Genomic DNA, 25409 nt, shown 5'->3' with positions numbered 1-25409 from the left:
CGTGAACTGGTGGAGCATCTGAAGCAGATCGCGGCCGATTTCGGGATCAGCGAGTCCTGCCTGCCCATCTGGTTGTAGGTGCCGTCCTCAGGCGTTACCTGCCATCGCGATGAGTCCACTGTCGACCCGAACACCGAGGTACCTGCCCGTCTCGGGACTCCGCGGTAGATAGGGCCGGGTCAGGTACGAGTGATCAGGTCTAGAATGTAAGGCTGCCTCAAAAGGGAGATCTCGAAACAAGTTTGGCGCACCACACGGAGAAGCGATGTTGACCGCCACTTGGTGGTGGGGCGGAGGCATTCCGTGCATGCCGTATTCCCGCCAACATGCCAAAATTGTCGAGTGCACCCTCCCACTGCCCGTGGGCCGCAGCCGCGAAGGGCGAACGCCCTTAATCTAATTCAGTTATGACCAGTAATTCATCGTATCTCCGGTGGCCACTTCCAGCCGCGGAGAGCGTAGTACTTCTCGCGGGGCTCGCCGGTCCAACCGTTGATGCCTTTCCGCGGAAGCCACCAGGCGTGGATCAGCAGCACGATCGCGACCAGCACTCCGAGCAGCACGAAGAACCAGAATCGCCCGGCCGTGGCGGAAAGGAGGACCGACAGCCCGCAAAACACGGCGATCTTCCCGATCCGCCGCCACTTCGGGGTGTGTTCCTCCCAGTGTCCCCACACGATGGTGCCCACGGCCGTGATCCCGCAGATCACGGCGATCTCAAACCAGTAGGGCCAGCTGCTCATCGTCCACCTTCAAAGCGTGTGTGGCACCGCGGCAGCCGTTGCCGCCTGCAGGAAGGCCGCCGGTACCGCCGCCCATTCCGGCCGCCAGTGCCCCTCGCGCTGATCGGCGTGTAACGCCGCCAGCAGCGCGGCGAGGCGCGGACCTCCGTCTGGCAGGAAACGCGCGAGTCGCAGCGCGGCGCAGCGCGCGGCGATCTCGGCGAGCAGCGCCTTCGCCTCGTCGACGCGGTCCGCCGCGGCCAGACACCCCACCGACAACCGCTGGGCCAGCAGCAGTGAATACCTGCGTTCGGTGCCATCGTGGTGATCCACCCATTCTTGGGCCCAGAGGCAGGCGAGCTCGGGATCGTGCCCGTGCAGCAGTCGGATCCCGGTGTCCTCCTCGATCTGCGCGATGATCGCATCGATGCCGGCGACCGGCCGTCGGCGCTGCGCATACTGCACCGGCGGCGGCCCCGTCAGATCGGCCCCGAGATCGAGCCCCAACCGAATTCGCTCGTTTTCGACCGTAGCCCGCAGCCGTGACAGCGACATGGCCTCGGCAACCCGCATGCCCTCGTTGAGCCGGATGGACGCCTCGGCCGGGTCGCCTCGCAGCACCTTGATGCGGGCGCCGAGCGCATAGCGCGCGAGCTTGAAATCGACCGGCCCTGGCTCGCCACCGAGGGTGTAGCCCTCGTCGAGCAGCCGCTCGGCCTCGTCGAGTTCGCCTCGGTGGTAGGATAATTCGCCGAGTACTGACCCTGTCAGCCGGGCCGCGAGCGAGTGCCGACCGGCGGTTCGGCGGGCCGTACGGACCGCCTTGCGCACCCGATTCTCGGCGGCGTCGAGTTCGAGCTGTTCCATCTCGGCGAGACCCAACCAGCACTGCCCGTGCACGAGGAGGTAGGGGCCGGTGTTGCGCTCGTAATACGGCAGCGCCCACTCCTGCAGGCGGTGGGCCTCAGCGAAGTCGCTGCGGGTGCTCGCGGTGAACGTCGCGAGGTTCGCGGCGGTCGAAACAACCCACGGCGGCAATGCATCCGGTTGTGCCAGGGCGGCCGCGACAAGCTTGTCAACCGGGTCGGTGTGATCCGCGCGCGACTCGACCACCGCCTCCACCACGGCGGCATCGACCCGAAGTTCGGCGACTTCCGATTCTTCCAGCTCGCTGTGTTCGAGCGCTGCGTCCACCATAGCGAGCGCCTGCCGCGCGGCGTCGGTGCGGTGCATCAGAATGTCTGCCCAGGCGAGGAGCAGCTGCAACCGTGGTCGCCCCACAACCAATCTCGGCGGGAGTTTCCCCACTAGCCCGAGCAGTGTGGTCACCTGTGAGTGGTCGATCAGGTAGACGCCGCCGTCCTCGACCAGTTCGACGGCGTGCCGTTGATCGTCGGCGGCCAGTGCGTGATCGACCGCGTCGCTGAGCATTCGATGCGTGGCGAACCATTCGCATGCGGTGCGGTGTAGCTCCTGAATCTTCTCCGGTCGATCTCGCTGCAGTCGTTGCCGAAGGAAGTCTGCGAACAGTGGTTGGTAGGCGAACCATTGGCCCTCGTCGTCGACGCGGCGTAGAAATAGATCGCGCTCCTCGACCTCGGCCAGCATTTCCTGACCGCGCGATACGCCGGAAAGTGCGGAGGCCAGTTCGCCGCAGATCCGCTCGGTGACCGACGTCGCCAGCAGGAAGTCGAGCATTGCGGGATCGAGGGAGGCGAGCACATTCTCGGTCAGGAATTCACCGATGGCATGGTGTCGGCCGGACAGATGCGCGATCAGCAGGGTGGGATCGTCGCAGTCACGCAGCGACACCGACGCCAGCTGAAGTGCCGCCGCCCACCCGCCGGTCGATTCGGTCAGATCCTCCACGTCGCCGCGATCAAGGTCCAGTCCCGCCAGGTCGACGAGGAAGCGTCTCGACTCGCCTTGGTCGAATCGCAATGCAGTGGAGTCGATCTCGACCAGCTCGTCGTGCACCCGCATGCGGCTCAGAGGAAGACCGGACTGGGTTCGGCTGGCGACAACGATTTGCGCATGGTGGCAGCCGTTTTCGAGCAGGAACGCCAACGCCGATCGGGTGTCGGCGCTGCTGACCTTGTTCCAATCGTCGATGACCACGGCGACCTGCTCGCCTCGCTTGTGGATCTCGTTGATCAGCGACGTGAGCACGTAGCGTTCCGCATCGTCGCCGTGCTCCTCCAGTGCCGCCCCGAGCTCGCGGGCCAACCCGGGACGCACCACCCGGATCGCCTCGATCAGGTGCGCGAGGAACCAGACGACGGTGTTGTCGTCGTGATCGACGGTGAGCCACGCGACCGCAACGCCCTCGGCGGCGAGGGCGTCCGCCCACTGGGCGGCCAGCGCACTCTTGCCGAATCCGGTCGGCGCGTGGATCACGACGAGCCGCCGCCGCTGCCCGGCCCGCAACTGGTCCAGCAGGCGTAGGCGCGGTACCAGCTGCCCAGCCCGCTCCGGTGGGCTGAATCTGGTCGCTGCGGCGGGCGGAGTGATCGCCGCCGTGGACGACCGCCACGCGGCGGTCCGTACATAGGTTGGGGTGAGGCGAGGCCGCGGCACACCCTGCTGCGGGCCGCTGTGCTGTCCGGTTCCCCGCACCGACGGTCCGGGCCCCGCCGAGATCGGGACCGGCATCTCGTCGACCGCCAACCCGTGGTGGCCCTGCAGGTCGCGGAGCAGTTCGCCCAGGTCGGCCGCGGTCGGCGGCCGGGTGGCAACATCCCGAGACATTGCGTGCTCGAGCACCTCGCACACATCCGCCGGGATGCCCTCGGCACGAAGATCGGGGACGGGGTGCCGCGCGATTCGCAGGAACTGCGCAACCACCTCCTCCCCGCTGCGACGCTCGAAGACTGCGTGACCGGTGATGGCACAGAACAGGGTGGCGCCGAGGCCGTAGACGTCCGCGGCGGGGTTCGGCGCGTCACCCTGCAGCACCTCCGGCGCGGTGAAAGCCGGCGAGCCGGTCACCGCGCCGGTGGTCGTTTCGAATCCGCCGGCGATGCGTGCAATGCCGAAGTCGGTCAGCTGCGGCTCGCCGTAGTCGGTGAGCAGAATGTTTCCTGGCTTCACGTCGCGGTGCAGCATTCCGGAACGGTGCGCGGTCTCGAGCGCGCCGGCGACCTTGACGCCGATGTGCGTTGCGGACTCCCAGTCGACAGGGCCGGACTGGTGAATGTGCGCGTCGAGCGATCCACGGGGGTGGTATTGCATCACCAGGTACGGTCGGCCGGAGTCGGTGGCGCCGACGCCGAAGATGCTGACGATGTGCGGGTGTCCGGACAGCTTGCCCATCGCACGTTGCTCGCGCAGAAACCGTTCGAGGTTGTCCGTCTCCAGGTCGGCGGTGAGCACCTTGACCGCGACCATCCGATCGAGGAAAGGCTGTCGGCAGCGGTAGACGACGCCGAAGCCGCCATGACCGATTTCGTGCATTGCTTCGAATCCGGCGTCGGCGAGCTCCGCTGCTATCCGCGTTGTCAGGTCACGTTTCGTGGCCAGTGGATCAACGGCCATGGTTGGCCCCTGCATCGCCCCTCGGTGCCCGTCATCGGGCGGTCGTGGGTGTTCCCGAACAACCTCGAGCATAGCCCGATCGGCAGTCCTCGTTCGCTGGGCGCGCGAAGCTCGGTGTCCTTGCCCGCCGGTGCAGGTTCGACATGGAGAAGAGTCCACGAGATCATCGAACAGCGCGGTAGTGAAACGAACTGGTTCGGCGACATCGTCCGGTCCAAGACCGGGGCTTTCCGGTCGGGATCTGACGACGGCCCCGAGGCGGGAAACCCGGCAACATCCGCCGCGTCGAGTCGGCGAATGAGTGTTCGGCGCCGAACCGGACCGCACTGAGTGCATCATCAATGACTCGACGGGAAGCATCGGCCCGGACCTGGCTTGGGCACGACGGTGGTCGGTGGCTACTGCGCAGGTGCCTCGACGGCGCCACGTGCTTGCGCGTGGCGATACTGTTCTCATCATGGTTGCGCGCGTCGACGTTTCGCTGTTGCTCGCGTCCGCCCGGATCGGCGTCGGGGTGTTGCTCATCGCGGCGCCGACCGTCGTGTTGCCTCGCGAGGACGCCGGCAACGGTACGAACGCCGTGCTGATGCGGACGGTCGGGGTTCGCGACCTCGTCCTCGGTGGGGGTGCGGTTCTGGCCTGGACTCGGGGCAGGCCCGACGAGTTCCGCCGCTGGGCGTCGGCCGGGCTCGCCAGTGACACCGGTGACCTCCTGGTGGGGATCTGCGGCGCCCGCCTGGTCGGACGGTCCGGTGCGATCAAGGCCGTCGCGGTAGTGGCTCCGTGGGTGGCTGCCGGCGCTGTCGGCCATGTCAGAGAATCGCACCGACAGGATCGGGCCCCGCGGTCTCGATAGACACTCCGCACATTCGTGGGCTGCGGGCCTTCTGTCCCTGGGAGACCGCGAACTCCACCCGCACATCGGATGGCTGGCGTATCGAGAGTTTGACCCAGCACGTCAGCTGGTCCGACGGCGAATAGACGCCGTCATGGAAGCCACGGGGCCGCTTCCAGACGCAGATGAGAACGATGACCTCGACCGCGGCAAGCATGGGCAACCGAAAGGGTGTGCGTGCCCGACCTCGTTCCCGCGGTTGTCTTCGGACTCGACAGCGACTGGCGTGTCGGGATCAATCCCGGTAGCACGAGTGTGATCGACGAATCGATGCGGCTGGCCGAAGGCCAGACCCTGAACGCCGTCGAGCACCGTGGTTGCGGTGGAGCAGGTCGATGTGGTGCTCGGGTGGACCGAGTCGGAGGTCGAGGTCGATGCGTCGGCTTTGCTGCTGGACTCCGGCGGCAAGGTTCGCTCGGATGAGGATCTCGTGTTCTACAACCAGCCCGAGTCGACGGACGGGTCGATCCGGTTCCTGGGTACGAGCGGCACCGAGGAAGGTGGGCATGCACCAGATGGGCGGGAGCGAGCCTCAGATCGGCGGATTGACATTGCGTGTTCGTTTTTTTCGTTTTATGGTGGGGTATGGGTGCTCTGATGAACCACACGGTGTTGCCGCCGGGCGCCGACGATCGGGATCTTCTCGCCGCGCTGAAGGCTGTTCTCGCTGTTCATGAGGATGTGTCGATCTCGACCCCGGACGGTTCGGTGCCGTTGCCGGACAGTGTTCGGGGGTTGCTCGTCGACGCGGTCACAGCCTTGGATCGGGGGCAGGCGGTGACGGTGGAGCCGCATCGCACCGTGCTGACGACGCAGGAGGCCGCGGAACTGCTGGGCATAACGCGGCCGACCCTCGTGCGATTGCTGGAGGCGGGGAAGATCCCGTACACCTCACCGGGCCGGCATCGGCGGGTGGAGTTGGCGGACGTGCTCGAATTCCAGCAACGTGAACGCGGGCGCCGCGGCCAGGTGTTCGAGGAGATGGCGCACGAAGAAATCCCGGACCCCGCCGCCGCGGACAGCTTCGTGTCGACCCGCTGATCCGAACATGGCTGCCTTTCGGGTGGTTCTCGATGCGTGCGTCCTGCTTCCCCGGACCCTGACCAATCTGCTGCTCACCCTCGCCGATGCCGAGGTGTTCCGGCCGGTGTGGACGCCGGATCTGCTCGAGGAGGTCGAGCGCAACCTGTCCGGCGAGCGGTTCGGTAAGTCGCCGGAACATGCAGCGCGGCGAGTGCAGCAGATGCGCAGGGTATTTCCCCTCGCGGAGGAGGAGTCACGCGGATACCGGGAACTGATCCCCGCGATGGCCAACGATCCGAAGGACCGGCACGTCCTGGCTGCGGCCGTACGGTCAGGTGCAGCACAGATCGTGACCGCCAACCTGAAAGACTTCCCTCCAGCGGCCCTCGACCCGTTCGACATCGAGGCAATCGACCCCGACGAATTCCTCTGCGATCAACTCGATCTGGACCCGGAAGCGGTGTTCGAGTGCATACACGTACTGGTCGCCCGCAATACACTCCCGCCGCGCACGGTGGGGGAGATGCTCGAGTCACTCGAGCCGCTGACCCCGCGGTTCGTCGACGCCCTCCGGGCAGAGCTTGACGCACCGGACGAAGATCCCGCCGCCGGTGCGGCACCGGCGGCGTCGTCCCTTCCGGAGCTGACCGACGAGCAGATCGACTCCTTGCCGCCCGAGGTGCGGCAGACGTACCGGCAGCTTCGTGCGATGGATCCGGTCGAACGGGTGCGGTTCCTCGGGCATGCGGAGTTGGTGAGTGCGGTGTGGGCGTTCCTGACACCGGTGTGCGTGGACGGGGACCTGTGGTCGGTATGGCCGAATGTGGATCCCGAGTTCCGGGTGGTGCTCGCGCAGAAGTGGGTGCAGGACAACCACTATCAGATGACCGTTGACGGGTGGGATGGTCACGCGGTCGCGGCGGCCCTCGCGGGACCGACGCCGGATCATCCGCTGTGGGTGCACTTCGAGCGCGTGCATGTGCGGTCATTCCGCACGATGCTTCCTGATCCGGCGACGTGGGGAATCAGTTCAGCCACAAGGATGGTCGCCCCAGGAGTCGAGGCGCTGTACGTGCTCGACGCCTCGACGCTCGAGGGCGGCCTGTGGCAGCCGAACGATCCCCGGTACGTGTGCCCGGTCCTCATGCGCTTCGTCGACGGGCGATGGCTGGTGCGAAACCTGGGATCGGAGGAGAACCCTGCCATTCCGAACTGAAATCGGAACACGAAGCGTAAGTTCGGCACCGCACCGCCAGGCTCACCCTCCTACGATGAGGGTAACCGGCCTCCGCGCGCCTACGACCGGTCCGGTATCAAGGGTAGCTGCTGTCCGAAGGTGTCAGCGGCATCGGCGCGGTACCGACGAGGACGCGATCCTGGTCTGGCTCCGGAGAGTCGGGCACAATGTGACGGTCACAGCGAACCGAAACACCGGGAGGGAACAATGTGGGAATTGCCAATTGAAGGCGGCATACCGTGGCTGGTCTGGCTCGCCGACCTTGTGATCAACGGCTCCTGACGCCGCTGCAGGTCGACAACACGGGGGTTTGTCGACCTGCAGCGATGACATTCGTCGGGCTGTCTCCGTTCCTGGTGTTGTTGCACGCCGCGTTCACGTCACCGTGAGATGGGCTTTGGTGTTGGTGCTCTCCGCCCGCAGAGCGGTACTGGCGCAAGGGTGCGCACTGCCTCTCGGGTCGGTGCGATCGCAGCCACCGTCGCCGGTGTGGGCAGCGGGGCAGCGTTCGGGTACTCCACCGACTCCTGCAACGTTGGGACTGCCCCGGCTCTGGTTGACACCTGACCTGTGAGGGATCTGCCCTCACAGTGGAAGGATGATCGACATGCCGAAGCCGTATCCCGAGGAGTTCCGCCGCGACGTCGTCGCCGTGGCCCGCAAACGCGAAGCCCCGCTGGAACAGATCGCGAAGGACTTCGGGATCTCCGAGACTTGCCTGAAGAACTGGCTGCGCAAGGCCGACATCGAGGACGGCACCCGACCCGGCCCCACACGGGACGAATCCGACGAGCTCCGCGAGGCCCGCAAACGTATCCGGCTGCTCGAACAGGAAGCGGAGGTGATGCGCCGGGCGGTGGCCTACCTATCGCGCGATGTCAACCCAAAATGATGTTCCCGCTGGTCCGTGAACTTGCCGCCGACGGTATCGCCGTCGCGGTGACCTGCCGGGTGCTGGGATTCTCCCGGCAAGCGTTCTACAAGTGGAACACCGATCCCGTCTCACAGCGGGATTGGGACGATGCCCATCTGATCAACGCCGCACTCGATATCCACGCCGGCGACCCGGAGTTCGGATACCGGTTCATCGCCGACGAACTACCCACCCACGGCATCGTCGCCGGCGAGAACCGCGTCCACCGGCTGTGTTCGCAGCAGCGGATCTTCTCGGTGTTCGCCAAGAAGCGAGGACTTCATCGTCGATCCGGGCCCCCGGTCCATGACGACCTCGTCAGGCGGAAGTTCACCGCCCAGCAGCCCGACCGGTTGTGGTTGACCGACATTCCCCCAAGCACTCCGTGCAGGGAGGTGCCCCCACCGAGCACTGGACCGACGAGGGCAAGCTCTACCTCTGCGCGATCAAGGACTGCTTCTCCACCCGGATCGTCGGCTATTCGATCGCCGACCGGATGACCGCGGACCTGGCATGTTCGGCGCTGCGAAATGCCATTGCGCTCCGCCACCCGGACGGCACCGTCGTACATTCCGATCGCGGCAGCCAGTTCCGTTCCGGAATCTTCGTAGAATTGCTGACCTGCAATGGTTTACAAGGATCAATGGGGAAGGTTGGGGCATGTGGTGACAATGCCGCGATGGAATCGTTCTTCGCGTTGCTGCAACGCAACGTCCTCGACCGGCGCCACTGGAGCAGCCGTGCGGAACTACGGTTGGCGATCGTCGAGTGGATTGAGAAGACCTACCACCGGCGTCGCCGGCAGCGCGGTCTCGGTCGACTGACACCCGTCGAATATGAGACGCTCCATCAGACCGCACACGCGGCCTGAAACTGCACACCCCGTGTGTCAACCAGGGTGGGGGCAGTCCCGTTCGTGTGCGTCATCGTGGTGGTGGCCACCGTGATGACGGTAGCTACTGCCCTCGCACGCGTGCTGAGCCTGGTCCCGGGTGTGCACCGCCGGCACCCGCTGATCGCACCCCTACCACCACGCCGTCCTGGCCGCGGGAACATGTCAGCTCGGATTCTCAGCGACAGTTATCCCGTTTGCAACATCGGATGTCTCAGCGGCACCGACTTACTCTGCCCCGTCCTGCAGGTGACCACCGCTGACCGGCCCGGTGAAAATTCCGGTGGCCGGGAGTTGGTGGAGCAACATCAGTGGTGTGCCACACAGTGAGCAGGAACGGGTATTCTGGGAGCTCGGCAGGTCGGGGCCAAATCCCAGGCGGGAGTGTCAACGATCCGCTGTACGAGAACTCGCCGATTGTGTGTGGCATGGACTATTGCATTTGTGGCCGGTTGTTCGCTCCCGTTCGGATCGGCTGCTGTTGCGGGGGCGGAACCGCCGCCGTCAGCGGTGACTACGGCGTTTGCGGTGCCTGCGACGTTTGTCTCGGGATGCTTCAGTCTGCTCGTGTGCGCTGTGCCGCCGGTAGTGTCGGTGACACCGTCGGCATCGATACAGGCGCTTGGCGTAGTGACGTTCACGGCTGAACAGTCGCCCGTGATGACCACGCTGGACTGTATTGACCTGGCGGTGAACTGGCGAAATCTGTCCACTGGCGCTGCCGGTACCACTGTGCTTCGTGGCGTGACGCCAATGGGTTTCAGCCGACCGATCGCTGCGGTGGATTGGTGCCGGTATACCCCGGTCCGGGTGGTTACCGGTAGCGGTACGGTCGCCGCGTTTGCGGATGTTGTTGCGTCCGTCGATCCCAATCGGTTCCAACTGTCCGTCGCTCCGGGATTCGGAAGCTTCGGGGTTCCCTAGCGGTAACCGGGTGCCGGCCGGTCAAATCCCGTGAGGTGCATGACGTCGTCGCGTGATTCCTCGCTTGGTTGTTATGCGGTCAGAGCCGCCCGTATCACCGGCCTCATTGTCGACGGGCTGCGCTCGACTGCTTCTTCAGGCTGACTCGTCGAGTGGTCGAGTCGCGCCGCGGTGCTCGCCGTCCAGTGTGGATGGCGCACCGGCCGAGACGTGGAATGTGGCGGTTCGGCCCCCAGTTGCGGGTACCATCCTTGGCTGGGCGCGGGATGCAGAGGTGGTCCGCCCATCCGTTGATCCTGTGGCCGGCATCTTCGGCGTGCCGGGTGTTGTCCGGGCCGATTGCGATGCTGCGCTGCTGCCTCGCGGCGGGGGCTCTTCAGGGACGGTCGCGGTGGCGGGATGCACCGTGCGCGGGGAACGTCGTCCCCCGCGGGGGTGAGGTGCCGGGCACCTGGGGGATCGGTTGGTAATCCAATGTCGTCTGGTTGTGGGATGTGGATGTGTCGAGGATTGCGGTATCCACAACGTTCCCGGCAGCGAGGTAGGGCGAATGTACGACAACGGCGATGAGTACGAACCCGATTCTGGCGCAGAGGAACGCGAGCCTGCTTCTGGCGGAGAGGAACGCACCGAGGCTCACGATCGCGCGGTGGGTGCGTCGAGAATGCGTGCTGGTGTTGCCGTCGTTGTCGGTGGCGTGGCAGTTGTAGGACTGCTGTGGCCGTTGGTGTGGGGGCCGGCATCAACTGTGCGTGGGCCTGCTGCTGTCGTCGGCGACTCGTGGGTGCTCGCCGCGGTCGCCGCGGGGCTTTCGGTCGTGGGGTGGGGCGCGGGTATTGTGTGGTCGCGAAGTGCCCGTGAGGAACTCGGCGAGGTGCCGGTGCGGTATGGACCCTTTCCTGGTCTGGGGCCTGCACAGACCGAGTATGTGGTGAGGAAGTGGATCGGTGACAGCGCGCCGACGGCGACACTGCTCCATCTGGCCGAGCGGTCCGTGGTCCGGCTGGTATTCGTCGAGGACGAGCGCTGGCGGATCGAGGGGATCGGTACACCGGATCGATGGGCGCGGATCGACCCGGTCTCGCGGGCGTTGGCCGATGTCCTCGGAATCCATACGCCGGGGGCGGTTTTCGTTGCCGACGGCTCGGTGAAGTCGGGATATGCGGTGAAGGAGGGCATGCGCGTGATGTCCGATGCGTGCCGGGCGTGGGCGGCGCAGGACGGTCTGCTCGCGATCTCGGTCAGGACGTGGATCGGACGGACGATGGCATCCCTGTGCATGGTACTGGCCGTGTTCGGGTTCCTCGGTGTGGTCGGTCCGACGATCGTCGGTGTTCCATTCGCTGCGTTCGTCATCGGCTCTGTGGGGGTGTTCGCGCCCGGTACGGGTCTTCGGCACACACGGGAGGGGCTGCAGGTCTGGGCCCGAACAGCCGGTTTCGAGCGGGTGCTGTCGGGTCGATCGAGCACGATCGGGTCCGCCGCGATCGGTGAATGCTTCCTCGCCGCGGTTCCCTACGCGTTCGTCTTCGGTGACGCCAACCGCTGGGCGGTGCGGTATCGCCGCGCGACGGGACGGGTTGCCCCTCACCCCGGCTGGTACCCGTCGACCTCGTTGAACGACGACGCCGTGGGTTTGTACGCACAGGTCGGTTTCAACAGCCTCGACGCCACGTTGTGTATGGCCCGGTATCGGCTCGAGGCGGCCGGGAGCCGACCGGATACCGGTGGAGACCATCACGTCGGAACGATGGGCGGTTACTGAGTGCGAACGCCCGGCGCCCCCGACTCGTCGCCCGCGATGGAGATCATCGAGACCGCGAACCGCATGTAGGTGGCCAGTGAGGCGGAGCCCTCGGCAGCGGAGATCATCGCGCCGGCACTGAGCGTGAGCCAGACCGTCGCCGCGATAATCAGGGTGATGGTGCGTGTTCGGGCGAGGGTGGTGCGTTTGTCGGCCAGCACAGGTCCCCCCCCCCCCACGTGCGGGAGCGCCCCTTGGGGCAACTCCCCGTTCTTCACGCCGAGTCGACGGTCATGCACGGCGTCTTCGCGAACCGATTCCGCGTCCGGGCGCTGTGTCCGGGCTTGGTCGCCGACTACATCTGCGTGCTTATGTCGGATTACACACCTGGTGATGCGTTCGCGGGCCCGCGGTGGTGATTCACGTGCGAATGCGAAACGAATCAGCAGGATCCCACCGACAATTGGTGAGCGATCAGCTGCTCGGCATGCCGCAGACTGCATCCTGCCACACGTGTCACCGCGCGGAGACGTCGATCAGGCTCATGGCACGGTTCCCGACCCGCGGGGAGTCCGGTGCGAGCCCGTCGGGGCGCTCAGCAGGGACCTTTCATGTCGCAAAAGCCGACAGAAATCAGTAATTGACGAGTGAAAAATCAATGCCTACGGTAATTCCGGATGTGAGCGGTATCACGCGGCAAATGTAGTGGCGTGCCGTGCGCCAAATGCCGACGCTGTCTCCAATCCAGTGAAATATGCATCTGCACAGTCTATTTGAGACACATAACTGAACGGGAGTCGAACCGATGAGCGACAAGCTGAAGTTTTTCTCGCAGGAATGGTGTGAACGGGCGCTCGAAGCCGTCAACGCGAACACGGAGGTGTACAAGGGTTTCAAGGACCCCGATTCGTTCACCAACCGCATGGAATTCGGCACCATCGGTAAGGACGATGTGGCCTGCCATATCGAATGGGAGAAGGCCAAGATCGTCTCCTGGACCATCCGTAAGTTCGACGAGAGCGACCTGTGGTTGAAGATCAACGGGACACTCGAAACGTGGCAGCGCGCGGCCGTGGGCGACGCCGAGGGCGGAAAACTGCTGCTGGCCGGAAAGGTCAAGTTCGCCAAGGGCCCGATGTCGGCGGCCATCGAGAACGCCGGAGCTTTCAACAACTTCCTGTTGTCGTGGGGACAGGTGCCCACGGACTGGGACGTGTAACCAAAGAACCAACGGCCCGTGTGGGACTTGCGTGCTCGCCAGGCAAGTCCCGCGCAGGGCCGATATGACACATCGCCGACCCCTGCTGTGAAAGGCCATGATCGATGACCATCGTTGAATCCAGCACATACCCGGTCACCCTGTACGACGGAGAGGACGCGAACGGCGTCGCGAGTATCGTCGGGATGCTGCTCGGGCAGAACGTCGAGAACTATCCCTCCCGAGTCAAGTTCGCGCGAAAGATACCTCGGCCGGTGTCGATCTACAGTACCGACACCGACAGCGCCTGCACGATCGTGTTCGGCACCGACGAGGCAATTGTCTACAACGACATCGTGGGTCGGCCGAGCGTCACCATCAAGGCCAGTGTGGATCAGATTCTCGATGTTTCGCAGTTGTCGATGAAGGCGGGCGGGCTGATCCCGGTGGGCTTCTTCACCACCCGCGGAATGACGGTGCTGGGTGGAATTCTCACCCACAAGCTCGTCGTGAAGGGTCTTCTCACGCACACACTGACGGCATTGCGCACCATTGCACTGGTTTCGGTCGTCGAGTCATGACGGCCATTTCGGGGCGGAGCCGGCACACCCTCGTTACGGAGGCCACCACGCCGATCGGTTTCGGTCAGATCCCACCGGACGGGTTCGCCGATCCACCGCAACGAGCCTCGACCGGAACGAATGTGGCGCGAGTGCTACTCGTGCTCGCGCTGATTCCGATAGGTGCGTTGTACCTGTACCCCCGGATCTACGACCTGACGGCTACGCCATACCGTCTCGACCAAGCGGTGGTGTCCGCCGACAACTACAACCCGGCCCTGGATCAGATTGTCGAGCACGAGAAGGTCACGCTGGCCGCGTTCGACGCGCTCGACAAGATGAAGGCATCGCTGGCGAGTGTCCTGAGCTCCGATGCGGCAGTGACCGCCGAACTCAACACCCTCACCGGGCAGATCACCGGCGACGTGCAGAAGACCCTCGACCTCGCCGGCGCGAACGTGACCGATCTCGTTGCCTCACTCGACACGTTGACGACGCACATCAGCTCACTCCAAGCGCCCGTCGACGGCGCCACCGCGGCCGTCGCCGCCGACCGTGCCACCTTGGACGCCATTCTCACCGACGCGCGATCGACGGCAGAGAAGGTCCACCGCACCCGCCTGTCGGCGGAAGAATCCGCCAACGACCTGTCTGGAAAGTAGGGAAAGTACCTTGATTTTCTTCGGACGCCGTGGCGGGCCTTCGCGGATGGTTCTGTCGATCGTCGCGGTGGGTGTTCTCGGCCTGCTTGCCTTCGTGGTGTTCAACCTGAACACCCGACTCGACAACCAGCAGCGCGCCAACGAAACGAGCATCACAGCCTCCCAGGGCATCGTCGACGTCAATGACCGACTGACAGGTCAGCTCCAGCAGCTCACCGAGCTCACTCACACCGCGCAGACCGCTCTCGATGCCACGATCGCGCTCGGACCGTTGCTGACCGCACTGGATGAAGCGATCACCCCGGCAGCGCAGATGCTTGCCAGCAGCACCGACGGGGCGCAGCTGACCAACGAGCGCCTGACCAACATCCAGGGCATTCTCGGCGAGGTCCAGAACACCGTGCTCCCACTGGTGGCATCGGCGGAAGCGTTCGGCGACCAGGGACGCCAATTGCTGGCCATCGTCGAGGGCCTCGTCAGCGACCTGCACGGTTCGGTCGCGGCCGCGCAGACCATCAACCAGATGCTTCCGCTCTCGGGCTGAACCCACCTTCTCTGCTCCAACTGATTTGTACCTACTCTCGACTGGACGTGACATGCAACAGGGCACCGACCTACCGCTAGAGGCATACCCCCGCCGAGACCTGGCCGGACTTCAGCGATTCGATGTTCCGGCATCGGCGCTGCCCTACCGAAGGGGTGTAGTGCCCCGCCGCCTGGACATACCGAATGCTGGGACACCCAGTTCCACTGGATTCGCCGTAGTAACCGAATGGATGGGCCGCCTCGCCGCGGTCCTGGCCGTCGTTCTGTTCGGGCTGGTGTTCGCGGCCATCCACAAGGGTCAGCTCGTGCAGGGCAGCGCGCGCACGATTGTGGACAACTTCCGGCTGACCAACGAATACTTCGCCCAACGGGCAGATCTCACCGCCCCGGCGACGGCACACAAACAACTCGATGAGCTGGCGGGAGTGTTGGCCCAGCTCGACACCGCAACCGCCGCCGACGTCGATCACTTGGCTGCGCTGCTACCGGACGCACGTGCGTTGCTCGCCGCCGGCCGAGGTGACACACAGATCGCCGGCCAGCTCGAGACCGTCGCCACCACGCTGCAGGGTTCGGCGGCTTCGCTGCATCAGATTTCGGCGGACGCGAACACCACCGTGAGCGAGGTGAACGACGAGCTCACGACCGCGATCGATCTCGTGAACGCACTCAATGCGGAGCTGACGCGGACGACGAACAAACTCACGCTGGTTCCCGAACAGGGAGCCTTCATTCCTGCACCCGGAGGGAACTGATGATCACCAAAAGGGCATGGCTGGGGGTAGTGCTCGGTCTGGGGCTGGCGCCGGCAGTGCTGCTCTGCGCCGCCAACGGGTTCCTTCCCGGACTTGAGGATGTGGTCGACCCACTGGGACGACCGTCGCAGCTGAGCCTCGAGGTCATCGATTCCGCCGGCCAGTTCGACACACTGACCTCGATACTCGTCCCGAAACATGCCCGGCTGGCCGCCGACATCCAGGCGTTGGGCCCGCTGGCACATGACCTGGAAGGCCTGACCGACAAGGCAGGAGAGCTGACGGGTCAGGCCAAGACACTCAATGCCTCCACTGGCACAGTCAGCACGATCGCCACACCGTTGCCCGACCTCGTCGCGAACGTGACCGACCGCGCCAATCAAGCGAGCCCAACGGTGGCGCGACTATCGACGGCCGTCGGCTCGGTCACCGCGCAACTGGAGGCCATCAATCAGGGACTGACCACGATCGAAGGCACCTTGGGTGCGCTCGGGCCCAAGGCCACCGCCATCGCCGCGACCCTGGCGAACGTCGAGGAGGAAGCCCGGCACATTCAGGAACTCGGACCGCTGCTCGCGGTAGTCGGGCCCCCGGTCAATTCCCTGAACCTCCCCCCTCTCGGCGTCGCGACCACGCCCACCCCATAACGCTCGGGACGGGTCAGGCAGTGACCAGGAAACGAGTGAAAGGCAGAAAATACACCATGTTTCGGCTCTCCTGGGCGATTGCCCTGGCATTCACCATCGCGCTCTTGTGCGGCATTCTGATCGTCACACGAGACTTGAGCATCACCAACGACACCTTCAAAGATGGTGTCGCGCAGGCAAAAATCGTTGACAGCACCACCAATGACGCGCTCGCCGGGGCGAAAGAATTGCCTCCAGCCAACGAGTCAATCAACCAGGGGCTGCCCGAGGTCGTCGGGGTGCTCGACTCCCTCACCCGAGCAGACCACACCCTCGGGGAACTCGGCACACAACTGCAGGCTCTTGGTGACGCTCTGCAGTCCGCGGACGCCCCCCTCGGCGGCATCATCGACGCGGGCGCGTCTGCAACCGATCAAGCCAACGCCGCCGCCGTCCCCGCCGAACAGATCGCGCACACCCTCGCCGACGCGGATGCGAAAGTTCGAGCACTGGCTCCCTTGCTGGACCAATCACTCGCCCTCGGGCAGGCGATCGACCAGAAATTGCGGATCGCACTGATCCTGCCGGTCATCGGCAACTGACACGACACCAGTACGGGCGAGCCGACGGGGGGTCGCCGCAGGCGGGTGTCGGTGTTTTTCGGGGAACGGCCGATGGTGCCGGCGTCGTCTCCTCAGTTGTGAACAGGGGATTCGTGCCACACCACGGGGAAAATGTCGCCGCCGATCGGGGTGCCGGGGGTCATCGGCGGGACGGAGAACCCGCCGATACCGGGAATGTGGTCGAAGCTGGTACCCGGTCTCGGATCCCAGACGACCTGGTCGCCGGCGAAGATCGTGGTGACGGCACGGCGAGGTCGACTGGAATGGTTGGCGCGCGATCCGTGGACGGTCTTCGGGTGGTGCAGTAACGCATCGCCCGGCTCGGCCTCGCCGATGAACCAGTGGTACCGGTCGTAGTCGGCGTCGAAATCGGGTAGTTCGGGGAAAGGGGAACGTCGATAGACCGCAGCGACGTCAGGATTGCCGCTGAAACTGCGGGGCCGGAACACCGGACCAAGGTGTGAACCCTTCAGATAGTGGATCGCCCCGCTATCGATGGTGACGGTGTCGAGCGGCACCCAGATACGGAAGTACTGATCGCCATCGATAGGGAGGTAGGCATAGTCCTGGTGGAAGGGCGCACCCTGGCCCGATCCCGGTTCCTGAGCGAACACCTGGTCGTAGAAGAACCGTAACGACTGTGCCGAAGGATGCATCTGGCGGGCGATGTGCTTGGTCGGCCCTCGCCGTGCCCAGTTGTCGAACGCGGAGTCGATGAAACGCGGAAACGCTTGGGAGAAGAAGCGGGGTTGCCCTGCGGAGGTGTAGTTCTGGGACGTACTGTGCACGTCCGTCATCATCCGATCCACGGCGTTCCGGAGGTAGTCGATCCACGCGGGAGGGATCACGGCTTCGAGGCGGATGACTCCGTTGGCAGCGAACTCCGCCCGTTCCTCGTCGGTGATCTCGCGGGTCAGCTGCTCTGTGGGGTGCTCGAAGTGGTGGTCGGTGGTCATCGGATTTCCTTTGCAAGGTGGCTGCGAGGCAGTGAGCTGGGTCATCGTGGAATCTGCCGGCCTTCGGCTGGGCCGACGGTGTCGCCGAGCCGTGACAACCGTGTTCCGGAACTACCGCAGGATCCAGAACTTGCTGCGGCGCTGGCCGGTGCGACTCGGTCATCGGCTGGTGAGCATCGCTGCAACTCCTACCGCTATTGCGATCACGATCACCGAATAGAGGATGAGATCCCATAGTCGGCATGATCGTGGCTCGTCACGGCCGATGCCTGTCGCAACCAGATCTGATTCTCGTTTCATCTGTACGCACCTCATGACTGTCGACTGAGCGGGCCCGGATCCCTGGCGGCGCCGGCCGTCCGGGTGGGGTAACCTCCTCGAGAAAACCTTTCACGACTAAGAAAGAGTATCCGGTGAATAATTGACTAGCCATCTTTTCACCCCTATGATTATGTGATCCACAACACAAGTTGGGATCGGGTGCAACCCCGACGAGGCGATCGGACGTACAGAAGAGGCGCGACCAATGGACGCGACGGGCGAATTTTTCAGCTGGACCTCACGGCGAACCGTCATCGGTTCGTGTTCTCGAGCGTCGTCGGCGACGGGACTGCCGCGGGCGCAAAGTGATATGGCCGACGATCTACCGCAACGCGGCCTCGACGTCAGGCTCGTGGTGTCCGGTCGCCACTGCCGATTGATCACCTTCACTCAGGGTGGGATCGACTACGTCGTAGTGGCCATTGGCTCGGTACGAGGACGACGCGACGTGCCCATCCGGGCAGTCGACGAGGAGTCCTTGCTGATAGACGCGAGCCGCAGCGCGACGTCCGCGGAAATACTGATCGGGATTCCGATCGATCCGAGGATGGCCGATCCTGTGCGGTGCCGCGAACGTGTGCTGTCCTCCCAGCTCTGCCAGGGCGGCCCGATCCGGCAGATGCTCGGTGTCACGGGTGTTCACTCGGTTCTCGTGCCGGTCCTGGCGCCCGCGAACCATGCGGCGTAGCCGTATGTCCGCAACCGTAGGGACCCACGGGAATCCCCGCGGTACGCGTGCAGTGGCGATCGTGCCAAGAGGCACACAGATGGTCTCAATCGAGACAGAAAGCAGACTTCCTTGTTCTTCTTGGAGAAGTTCTTCACCGCGATTCTCACTCTGAGCGGCGCCTCATTCGGTGGCTGGCCGCTGTGCGAAGACGACGATCCAGACGACTCGTGCTGGGACCAGGAGCGATCGAGTTGACGTTGCGGTGCAACGGGCTCCGGCGTGCGCACAGTGGCCGCCGCCGAGCAATCGGTAGTTGATCACGATCCTGCCGCATGCGCCCCGAAGGGGAGACGTCCAGGGTGTCGGCAGAGTCGGGGACAACCGCCTCCGGCCTCGGCAGGATTTCATGCGAAGGCCCCCACGGTCGCAGGTGACGGAGGACGACGACGGACGTTCAGCTCGACCGAACCACCGGAGGCTCTGGTAGATAGATCGTGCAGCGAGCGTGTGCAGCTCCGCAGCAACCCGTTCCGTTCGGAAGACTGCCGGGATTCAGTGCCGCACAGTGTGCGTCGTCTGAGATGAGTAGCGGTGTGACATCGACGGTCCGATGTCACACCGGGCCTTCGCGTATCACTTGCCTGCAGGGGAGTGCACCACTTCTGGCGTTCGCGCGTGGGTGGGGTCGTGACGGTCGACGGCCTCCAGCGCAGCGCCGAAACACTTCCCGTTCGCATATTCCCGGGGTGTGACCGCGTACCGTCGCTTGAACTCGGTAATGAAGTGGGAGGCGCTCGAATAGCCGACGGCGCGTGCAACTTCGCTGACACTGATGCCGGATTCGGTGATGAGCATGCGTCGAGCAGCGGCCAGCCGTTCAGATTTGAGGAACTGGTAGGGGCTCACGCCGATCGTGGCACGGAAGGTGTGCGCAAACGCCGACTCGCTCATCTGGACCTCCCGCGCGATGTCACTCACACTCATCGATTCAGCGAGGTGAGACCTGATGTATTCGATCGCCGCCCGCGTAGGATCGATGTCGGACTCGCGTGAGGCAACTTCGAGCGGATCCTGGCAGCTGACGATCTGCAGAAGGCGATACACGATCTCCTGCAAACAGATCGGTGCGAGCACTCGCTCGTCCAACTCGCCATCGAGGGCGCGCAGGAACCGGAGAACCGTGTGGAGTAGTCGTGCATCGACACGGAAGGTGCCGCTGCACTGGTTGCGACCCGCACGACCGCGCCGGGTGATCGGCACGGCCGCGGCATCGCTGACCAGGACATCCGTCGAGATGCGGCGAATGATCGCCGCGTCGATATGAAGAAACATCGCAAGGAAAGGATGGTCGGCGGAGGCTGCGTCTACTTCGATCGCGGGACACGAGCGGTCCGTGAAGACGATTCCCTCGAGTGGGCCGCAATCGTGAGTAATGCGATCGATGTCCACGGACAGTCGCCCCTGGGCGACGAGACCGAAGGTGACGCCTTGGGCCGGCTCCCACGAATACGGACCCGGCTCGTCGAACCGGTCGACGGTCACGCCTGACCGCGCCTGCCGAGCCCCGATCCCACCCGTCCAACAGTTCAGTTCGGCGACGAGGTCCTCCGTTGGCGTCGGCTCGGTCACACTGTCCGCAACTGCGCCTTCCGTCCCGAAGCGGTGCTGGTTCGGCGCGGTCACATCCGATCCGACAATCGGCGGGCGGCGAGCTGAATCGCCTCCCACACCGTGGCGAATGGTGGGGCATACGAGAGATCCATCGCGGCAAGATCGTCGACGCTCATCTCGCCCCACAGCACTGCGGCGGCAGTGTCGATCCTCTTGGCTGACTGCGCCCCGCCCACGATCTGCACACCGAGCAACCGGCGCGTACGACGGTCGGCGATGATCTTGGTGGCGATCGGTGATCGCTCAGGCATATACCCACTCGCCGTGCCGCCGAGGGTGACCAGAGACTCCACGTCGTACCCAGCCTCGGCCGCCTCCCGAGTGCCGAGGCCTGTACGAGCAACCTCCACATGCGTGCCGGCGGAGACGAACCGGGTGATGGCGGTGCCCAGGACACCTGGAAACTCGTGCGATCCGCCAACCGTGTTGTACCCACAGATACGACCCTGCTTGTTCGCGTGGGTGCCCAGGGGTGCAAGGACGTACTTCCTCCGGATTCGATCGATGACCTCGCAGCAATCCCCGGCCGCCCATACGCCCTCGGCGACCTCTTGCCGTTCGTTGGGTAAGTAGCCGCCGCGTTCACCGATAGGCAACCCGGCGGCCACGCCGAGTTCGGTGGACGGGCGCACACCGAGTCCGAGGACTACGACGTCGGTGGGGTAGACCTGCCCGTTGCTGCCGGTGAGCGACCGAACGTGGCCGTCGACGCTGTCGATGTCGATATCGGCGACCGTGGTGTTCGTGACGACGTCGACTCCGCCGGCTCGGACGGTCTCGCACACCCTTTCACTCATATCGCTGTCGAGGTTGCTCATCACAGCACTGCGCGTCAGGAGTGTGGTGCTGAACCCGCGTTGCACCATCGCTTCCGCCATTTCGACGCCGATGTACCCGCCGCCGACCACCACCGCGCGGCGGCGGACGGCTAATTCACCGCGTGACCGGCGAGAGACGAGATCGAGCCAGTGCCGGGCATGATCGAGATCCTTGACCGGGTGGACGCCTCCCACCAGTTCACCCCCGTCGGTCACCGCCCACTCCGGGATGATCGGATGGGCACCGGTGGCGAGGACGAGCTTGTCGAATCGGACGAACTCCTCACCCCCGGCGTTGTGGGCGTAGGCGACCGTGCGAGTGTTCAGGTCGATCTTCGTTGCGGTGACGTTCATCCGGAGGTCCACTCCCGTCGCCCGATGCTTCTCGGGCGTGCGAGCGCTCAATTCGTCGGTCGTGCCGACCGTCCCGGACACCAGGTACGGGATGCCGCAGGCAGAATACGAGGTGTCGGACGTTTTCTCGAGTGCAATCACGTCGATGTCGCGTCCCGCAGATTTCGCGCTGCGCAGCGCCTGATGGGCCGCGCTCATACCCGCGGCGTCGGCGCCGATGACGACGATCTGCTCGCGCTGTTTCGGTGGGACCGCCGTGCTCATCGCATCTCCGTCATGTTCGTGCACCGGGCAACCGCCCATTCGATCGTGTCGGCTGCCAGGCGCGTACCGCTGAGCGCATCGATCTCGCGGATTCCTGTCGGGCTGGTTACGTTCACTTCGGTGAGCCTGTCTCCGATGATGTCGATTCCGACGAACACGAGTCCGCGCCTGACGAGCTCGGGTCCGAGGGTGGTGCAGATTTGACGGTCATGGGCGGTCACGGTGTCGCGCACGACGCGCGCACCGGTGGCCATGTTGCACCGGAATTCATCGCCGGCGCCGCCGGTGTCGACGATGCGGCGGACGGACCCGATCGGCTTTCCGTCGAGAACGATCACGCGACGGTCGCCCGCCGTCGCAGCCTCCGGTATGAACTGTTGGACGACCACGTGCTGGTCACCACGGATGGTGGCGGTGTCGAGAATGGAGTGCAGGTTCGGGTCGTGCGGTCGCAGGAGCATGATGCCCCGACCGGCCATGCCGTCGGTGGGTTTGAGAACTGCTGTGCCCCAAGAACGTACAGCTGCGATGATCTCATCTCTGTCTGCGGAGACGAGGGTGGGGGGACCCAGCTCGGGCATCCGCAGGGCGAATAACTTCTCGTTCGCGTCGCGGAGCCCGGCAGGGGAATTGATCAGCAGCGTCTTGGTGGGATCGACCAGGTCGAGGATGAAGGTGGCGCGCAGATAGTTGCCGTCGACCGGAGGGTCGGTCCGCATGAAGATCGCCGCTGCCTCGTCGAGCGGGAGTCGGCGGGGTGCGCCGCTGGTGTACCAATCGGTGTCGGCGATCCACTTGTTCTCGCTCAAGACCGCTGGGCGTAGCGACACCTCCCGGCAACGGGCGAATGCGCGCCCTCGGTCGATGCCGAGGTCACCGACGGTCGTGGTCAGCACGCGATGGCCGGCCAACTGCGCTTCCTCCATCAACGCGATGGTGGTGTCGTGCGCGGGTGCCAGTCCGGCGAGGGGATCGGTGACGAACACGAAGTCCAGCCGAAGCCCGGACCGGGCCTGCGGATCGCTGAGCACCGGCGGCCCGCTCATGACGCCATCTCGCCGGTTGTGCGATGGGCCGACTCCCCTGTCCACGCGGCCGGTACCAGGCCGCTGTACATGGCGCTCTGCGGTCCCTGTTCGCGGGCGGCGACCCCGAACCGGGTGCGCTCGTCGGATGAGTCGTCCCCCCAGATCGATGCGTAGCCGTCGCAATGGCGTCGAGCGTCGAATACCCTGTCGAGGTCGGTGAGGGTGTTCCACTGGACGACGGTGAGCACGGGTCCCAGTGGTTCACGTGAGTGAGCCAGTGCCTTTGCCGCGGCCTTCGACGTCGCGTCGCCGAGGTCGACGACCGTGGTGGGCAACCGCCACCCCATTCGATGCCTGATGTCATCAGGAATCGTTCCCCCCAGCAGTACCCGTCCGCCGTCGGCGTCCAACTGGTCGATCCGGTCGAAGGCCCGCCGCCGGATGGGCTCGGTGGGGAGGGGAGCGGCACGATTCTTGAAGAGGGTCAGCTGGCCGAGAATCGCGGCGATGGCCTTCTTGGCGACGTCGCGGTGCACGGCGACTGTGTGCAGACCCAATGGTCCGCCGGCGTTGTGGACCCGAACGCCGTCGGCAATCTCGGAGGCCATCGGTGCGAACTTGTCTTCCCCGAGTCCGGGGTAGATGATCGCGGCGTTGCCGCCGCCGGTCAGGGTTCGCAGGGGCACCTGTGTCCGACGTCCCGCCCGGCTTGCGCGGCTCACGGTGGACTCGTTCGCCCGCACGTGCAGTGCCTGGAGCGCGGTGCTACTGATGAGTGCGGCGCCCACATCCACTCCGGTGCCCTGCACGATATTGAGAACGCCGGCGGGAAATCCCAGCTGATCTGCGATGAACGCGACCGCCACCGGTGACAAGGGACCGCGCAGCGACGGCTTGACCACCACGGTGTTTCCGGCTGCCAGTGCCGGGAAGACATTCAGCAGCATCTCCGAGAACGGTGCCCCCCAGGACAATACGTGCCCGGAGACTCCTGCGGGTGTGGGCCGTGGGTGCAGGACCTCCCGGGTGAGGACCGCGCGCGCGATCCTCAATGTCGATTCGATACCGGCGAGGGAATCGTCGTATCCGAGACCTGTCTCGCCCGACTGCAGGCGTGCCAGTTCAGGTGCCGCCTCCGCGAGCCGGTGCAGCAACAGCGCCAACAGCTGGTCGCGGGTGTGTAGCTCGGACCAGGGCCCCGACAGTGCGTCACCGGCGGCTGAGATGGCCCGATCGACGTCGAATCGAGACGAGAGGGGAACAACCGCGGTGACCGTGCTGTCGGAGGGGTTCCGGATCTCGTACTCGTAAGGCGCGGCCGGAAACACCCACCTTCCGTCGATGAGGTTACGTGCATAGTGCTCATCGGTCGGTAGTTCGATGGTTTCCAGCAACATGATGGATCCTTCCGAGTTCGAGAGGGGTGCTGCGTTCAGGCGATGAAACGGTCGAAGAACAGTCGGTCCGCGGAGGCCCCGCGCTCGCGCACCAGCGCTCGCAATGCCGCGTCGACCATTCCGGCAGGGCCGGCGAGATAGATATCGTGATCACTGAGATCGGTCCAGTCGTCGGCAACGTGGTCGATCACCCGGCCCACCCGGGAATCGTCGAACACGGCCCATCCCGCGGGCTCGGTGCCGGCGAAGTCGGGATCCTCGACCGAGACGGCCACACGGGCACCCAATTCGTTCAAGCGGGCGAGCCGATCGAGGAGAACGATGTCCCCGGCCATACGTGCACCGATGTACAGATCCACCCGCCGTCCCCGGTTCTCGACGAGAAGTTCCTCGGTGATCGCGAGGATCGGTGCCAGCCCGGTGCCGCCCGCGATACACACCGCCGGACGCTCGGACCCCGGTTGTGCGTATGCACGCCCATAGGGTCCTTCGACCAGGATTTCATCGCCCACCTGGACTTTGTCGAAGAGCCAACTCGATGCGGCGCCGCCGGGCTTGGCGCGGATGATGAATTCCACGGTGGTGGAGCCGGCACCGTCGGCCGGGTGCGCCATCGAGTAGGCCCGCCGAACCCCGTCCGGTGATTCCAGGAGCATGAACTGCCCTGGCAGGAAGTCGATGGGTGACCTGAAGTCGAGGGTGAAGAGAGCGGTGTCGGGGGTCAGCTCTACCCGGCCCAGGAGTCGAGATGTCACACGCTCGGGCACTGCCTCTCGGCTCACCGTCGGTCCGTCGAGTATCGGTGCCTTGACTGTGCAGTCGGCAGTGGGAACAGATTGGCACATCAGGATCCGATTGCCGCGGCGGCGATCACGTTCGGAGAGCCCGGCGGCGTCGGGCCAGAGGGTCTTCACCTCCCCGTCCACGAGTTGTGCGCGGCAACTGCCGCATCCACCGCTGGCGCATTCGTAGGGCAGGGCCAGTCCGGCCCGGAGGCCGGCCCGAAGAAGTGTCTCTTCGGGCCCGCACGTCACCGGTCCCTCGTACCCACTGAAGTTCACTGTGACAGTCATGGT

Annotated in this window: 22 protein-coding genes and 2 pseudogenes; 15 read left to right on the top strand and 9 right to left on the bottom strand. The window is 65.0% G+C overall.

What is annotated here, in order from left to right; translation table 11 throughout:
• Positions 1 to 419 precede the first annotated feature (419 nt).
• The gene (locus tag WKC72_RS24945; protein ID WP_037239256.1) at positions 420 to 743 is read right to left on the bottom strand and encodes a hypothetical protein; all 324 of its coding nucleotides are present in this window, start codon (positions 741 to 743) and stop codon (positions 420 to 422) included.
• A gap of 9 nt (positions 744 to 752) precedes the next feature.
• Positions 753 to 4256 carry a serine/threonine-protein kinase gene (locus WKC72_RS24940; RefSeq protein WP_112302361.1) on the bottom strand — a complete coding sequence of 1168 codons (3504 nt, stop codon included), beginning with the start codon at positions 4254 to 4256 and terminating at the stop codon, positions 753 to 755.
• A gap of 457 nt (positions 4257 to 4713) precedes the next feature.
• Between WKC72_RS24940 and WKC72_RS24935 the strand changes: the two genes are divergently transcribed.
• From WKC72_RS24935 to WKC72_RS24905, 7 genes and pseudogenes are all read left to right on the top strand, one after another.
• Positions 4714 to 5112 (top strand): hypothetical protein, encoded by a 399-nt coding sequence (locus tag WKC72_RS24935; protein ID WP_112302362.1) that lies wholly within the window; start codon positions 4714 to 4716, stop codon positions 5110 to 5112.
• A 352-nt stretch (positions 5113 to 5464) separates the two neighbouring features.
• Positions 5465 to 5662: pseudogene (locus tag WKC72_RS24930) on the top strand (TerD family protein); the annotation flags it as partial.
• 74 nt (positions 5663 to 5736) lie between these two features.
• The gene (locus tag WKC72_RS24925) at positions 5737 to 6192 is read left to right on the top strand and encodes a helix-turn-helix domain-containing protein (RefSeq protein WP_112302363.1); all 456 of its coding nucleotides are present in this window, start codon (positions 5737 to 5739) and stop codon (positions 6190 to 6192) included.
• Between the two features lie 7 nt (positions 6193 to 6199).
• Positions 6200 to 7390: a PIN domain-containing protein gene (locus tag WKC72_RS24920; RefSeq protein ID WP_370179914.1), complete on the top strand. Its 1191-nt coding sequence runs from the start codon at positions 6200 to 6202 to the stop codon at positions 7388 to 7390.
• Positions 7391 to 8018: 628 nt separating this feature from the next.
• Positions 8019 to 9195 (top strand): annotated as a pseudogene (locus WKC72_RS24915) (IS3 family transposase).
• 1511 nt (positions 9196 to 10706) lie between these two features.
• Positions 10707 to 10850, top strand: coding sequence for a hypothetical protein (locus WKC72_RS24910; protein WP_268790650.1), 144 nt, complete (start codon positions 10707 to 10709; stop codon positions 10848 to 10850).
• On the top strand, positions 10838 to 11905 hold the full coding sequence (locus WKC72_RS24905; RefSeq protein WP_370179912.1) for a hypothetical protein: 1068 nt from the start codon (positions 10838 to 10840) through the stop codon (positions 11903 to 11905). Before WKC72_RS24910 ends, WKC72_RS24905 begins: the two co-directional genes overlap by 13 nt.
• Here WKC72_RS24905 and WKC72_RS24900 read toward each other — a convergent pair.
• Positions 11899 to 12105, bottom strand: a complete 207-nt coding sequence (locus WKC72_RS24900) for a hypothetical protein (RefSeq protein ID WP_037239242.1) — start codon at positions 12103 to 12105, stop codon at positions 11899 to 11901. The genes WKC72_RS24905 and WKC72_RS24900 overlap by 7 nt on opposite strands.
• 584 nt (positions 12106 to 12689) lie before the next feature.
• On the opposite strand from WKC72_RS24900, the gene WKC72_RS24895 reads away from it, so the two are divergent.
• The 7 genes from WKC72_RS24895 to WKC72_RS24865 all read left to right on the top strand — a co-directional run bounded on the left by WKC72_RS24895 (position 12690) and on the right by WKC72_RS24865 (position 16833).
• The gene (locus tag WKC72_RS24895; protein ID WP_037239240.1) at positions 12690 to 13103 is read left to right on the top strand and encodes a hypothetical protein; all 414 of its coding nucleotides are present in this window, start codon (positions 12690 to 12692) and stop codon (positions 13101 to 13103) included.
• Positions 13104 to 13207: 104 nt separating this feature from the next.
• Complete coding sequence (locus WKC72_RS24890) at positions 13208 to 13663, top strand: hypothetical protein (protein ID WP_370179909.1); 456 nt, start codon at positions 13208 to 13210, stop codon at positions 13661 to 13663.
• Entirely contained in the window at positions 13660 to 14304 is a 645-nt protein-coding gene (locus WKC72_RS24885) for a hypothetical protein (protein WP_370179907.1), read from the top strand. Before WKC72_RS24890 ends, WKC72_RS24885 begins: the two co-directional genes overlap by 4 nt.
• 10 nt (positions 14305 to 14314) lie before the next feature.
• A complete protein-coding gene (locus tag WKC72_RS24880; RefSeq protein WP_370179905.1) occupies positions 14315 to 14848 on the top strand; it encodes a hypothetical protein in 534 nt (177 codons plus the stop codon).
• 52 nt (positions 14849 to 14900) lie between these two features.
• On the top strand, positions 14901 to 15605 hold the full coding sequence (locus WKC72_RS24875) for a hypothetical protein (RefSeq protein WP_037239229.1): 705 nt from the start codon (positions 14901 to 14903) through the stop codon (positions 15603 to 15605).
• Positions 15605 to 16252 (top strand): hypothetical protein, encoded by a 648-nt coding sequence (locus WKC72_RS24870; protein ID WP_037239227.1) that lies wholly within the window; start codon positions 15605 to 15607, stop codon positions 16250 to 16252. Before WKC72_RS24875 ends, WKC72_RS24870 begins: the two co-directional genes overlap by 1 nt.
• 56 nt (positions 16253 to 16308) lie before the next feature.
• The gene (locus WKC72_RS24865) at positions 16309 to 16833 is read left to right on the top strand and encodes a hypothetical protein (RefSeq protein ID WP_370184494.1); all 525 of its coding nucleotides are present in this window, start codon (positions 16309 to 16311) and stop codon (positions 16831 to 16833) included.
• A gap of 92 nt (positions 16834 to 16925) precedes the next feature.
• On the opposite strand, the gene WKC72_RS24860 is transcribed toward WKC72_RS24865, so the two are convergent.
• Complete coding sequence (locus WKC72_RS24860; protein ID WP_370179902.1) at positions 16926 to 17810, bottom strand: phytanoyl-CoA dioxygenase family protein; 885 nt, start codon at positions 17808 to 17810, stop codon at positions 16926 to 16928.
• A 769-nt stretch (positions 17811 to 18579) separates the two neighbouring features.
• Between WKC72_RS24860 and WKC72_RS24855 the strand changes: the two genes are divergently transcribed.
• The gene (locus WKC72_RS24855; RefSeq protein WP_255221685.1) at positions 18580 to 18819 is read left to right on the top strand and encodes a hypothetical protein; all 240 of its coding nucleotides are present in this window, start codon (positions 18580 to 18582) and stop codon (positions 18817 to 18819) included.
• A 615-nt stretch (positions 18820 to 19434) separates the two neighbouring features.
• On the opposite strand, the gene WKC72_RS24850 is transcribed toward WKC72_RS24855, so the two are convergent.
• From WKC72_RS24850 to isoF, 5 genes are all read right to left on the bottom strand, one after another.
• Positions 19435 to 20343 carry a helix-turn-helix domain-containing protein gene (locus WKC72_RS24850; RefSeq protein WP_370179899.1) on the bottom strand — a complete coding sequence of 303 codons (909 nt, stop codon included), beginning with the start codon at positions 20341 to 20343 and terminating at the stop codon, positions 19435 to 19437.
• Positions 20344 to 20480: 137 nt separating this feature from the next.
• Positions 20481 to 21908: an FAD-dependent oxidoreductase gene (locus tag WKC72_RS24845; protein ID WP_268790642.1), complete on the bottom strand. Its 1428-nt coding sequence runs from the start codon at positions 21906 to 21908 to the stop codon at positions 20481 to 20483.
• On the bottom strand, positions 21905 to 22954 hold the full coding sequence (gene gshB, locus WKC72_RS24840) for a glutathione synthase (protein WP_156046726.1): 1050 nt from the start codon (positions 22952 to 22954) through the stop codon (positions 21905 to 21907). The genes WKC72_RS24845 and gshB overlap by 4 nt, the downstream gene beginning before the upstream one ends.
• Positions 22951 to 24333: an aldehyde dehydrogenase family protein gene (locus WKC72_RS24835; protein ID WP_370179896.1), complete on the bottom strand. Its 1383-nt coding sequence runs from the start codon at positions 24331 to 24333 to the stop codon at positions 22951 to 22953. Before WKC72_RS24835 ends, gshB begins: the two co-directional genes overlap by 4 nt.
• A gap of 35 nt (positions 24334 to 24368) precedes the next feature.
• Positions 24369 to 25406, bottom strand: a complete 1038-nt coding sequence (isoF, locus tag WKC72_RS24830; RefSeq protein WP_037239217.1) for an isoprene monooxygenase reductase — start codon at positions 25404 to 25406, stop codon at positions 24369 to 24371.
• Positions 25407 to 25409: the final 3 nt, after the last annotated feature.

Source organism: Rhodococcus wratislaviensis, from assembly GCF_041228765.1.
Classification (GTDB): Bacteria; Actinomycetota; Actinomycetes; order Mycobacteriales; family Mycobacteriaceae; genus Rhodococcus_F; species Rhodococcus_F wratislaviensis.
Note: the sequence above shows the minus strand (reverse complement) of the source record. Positions and strands in the feature narration are given on the sequence as shown.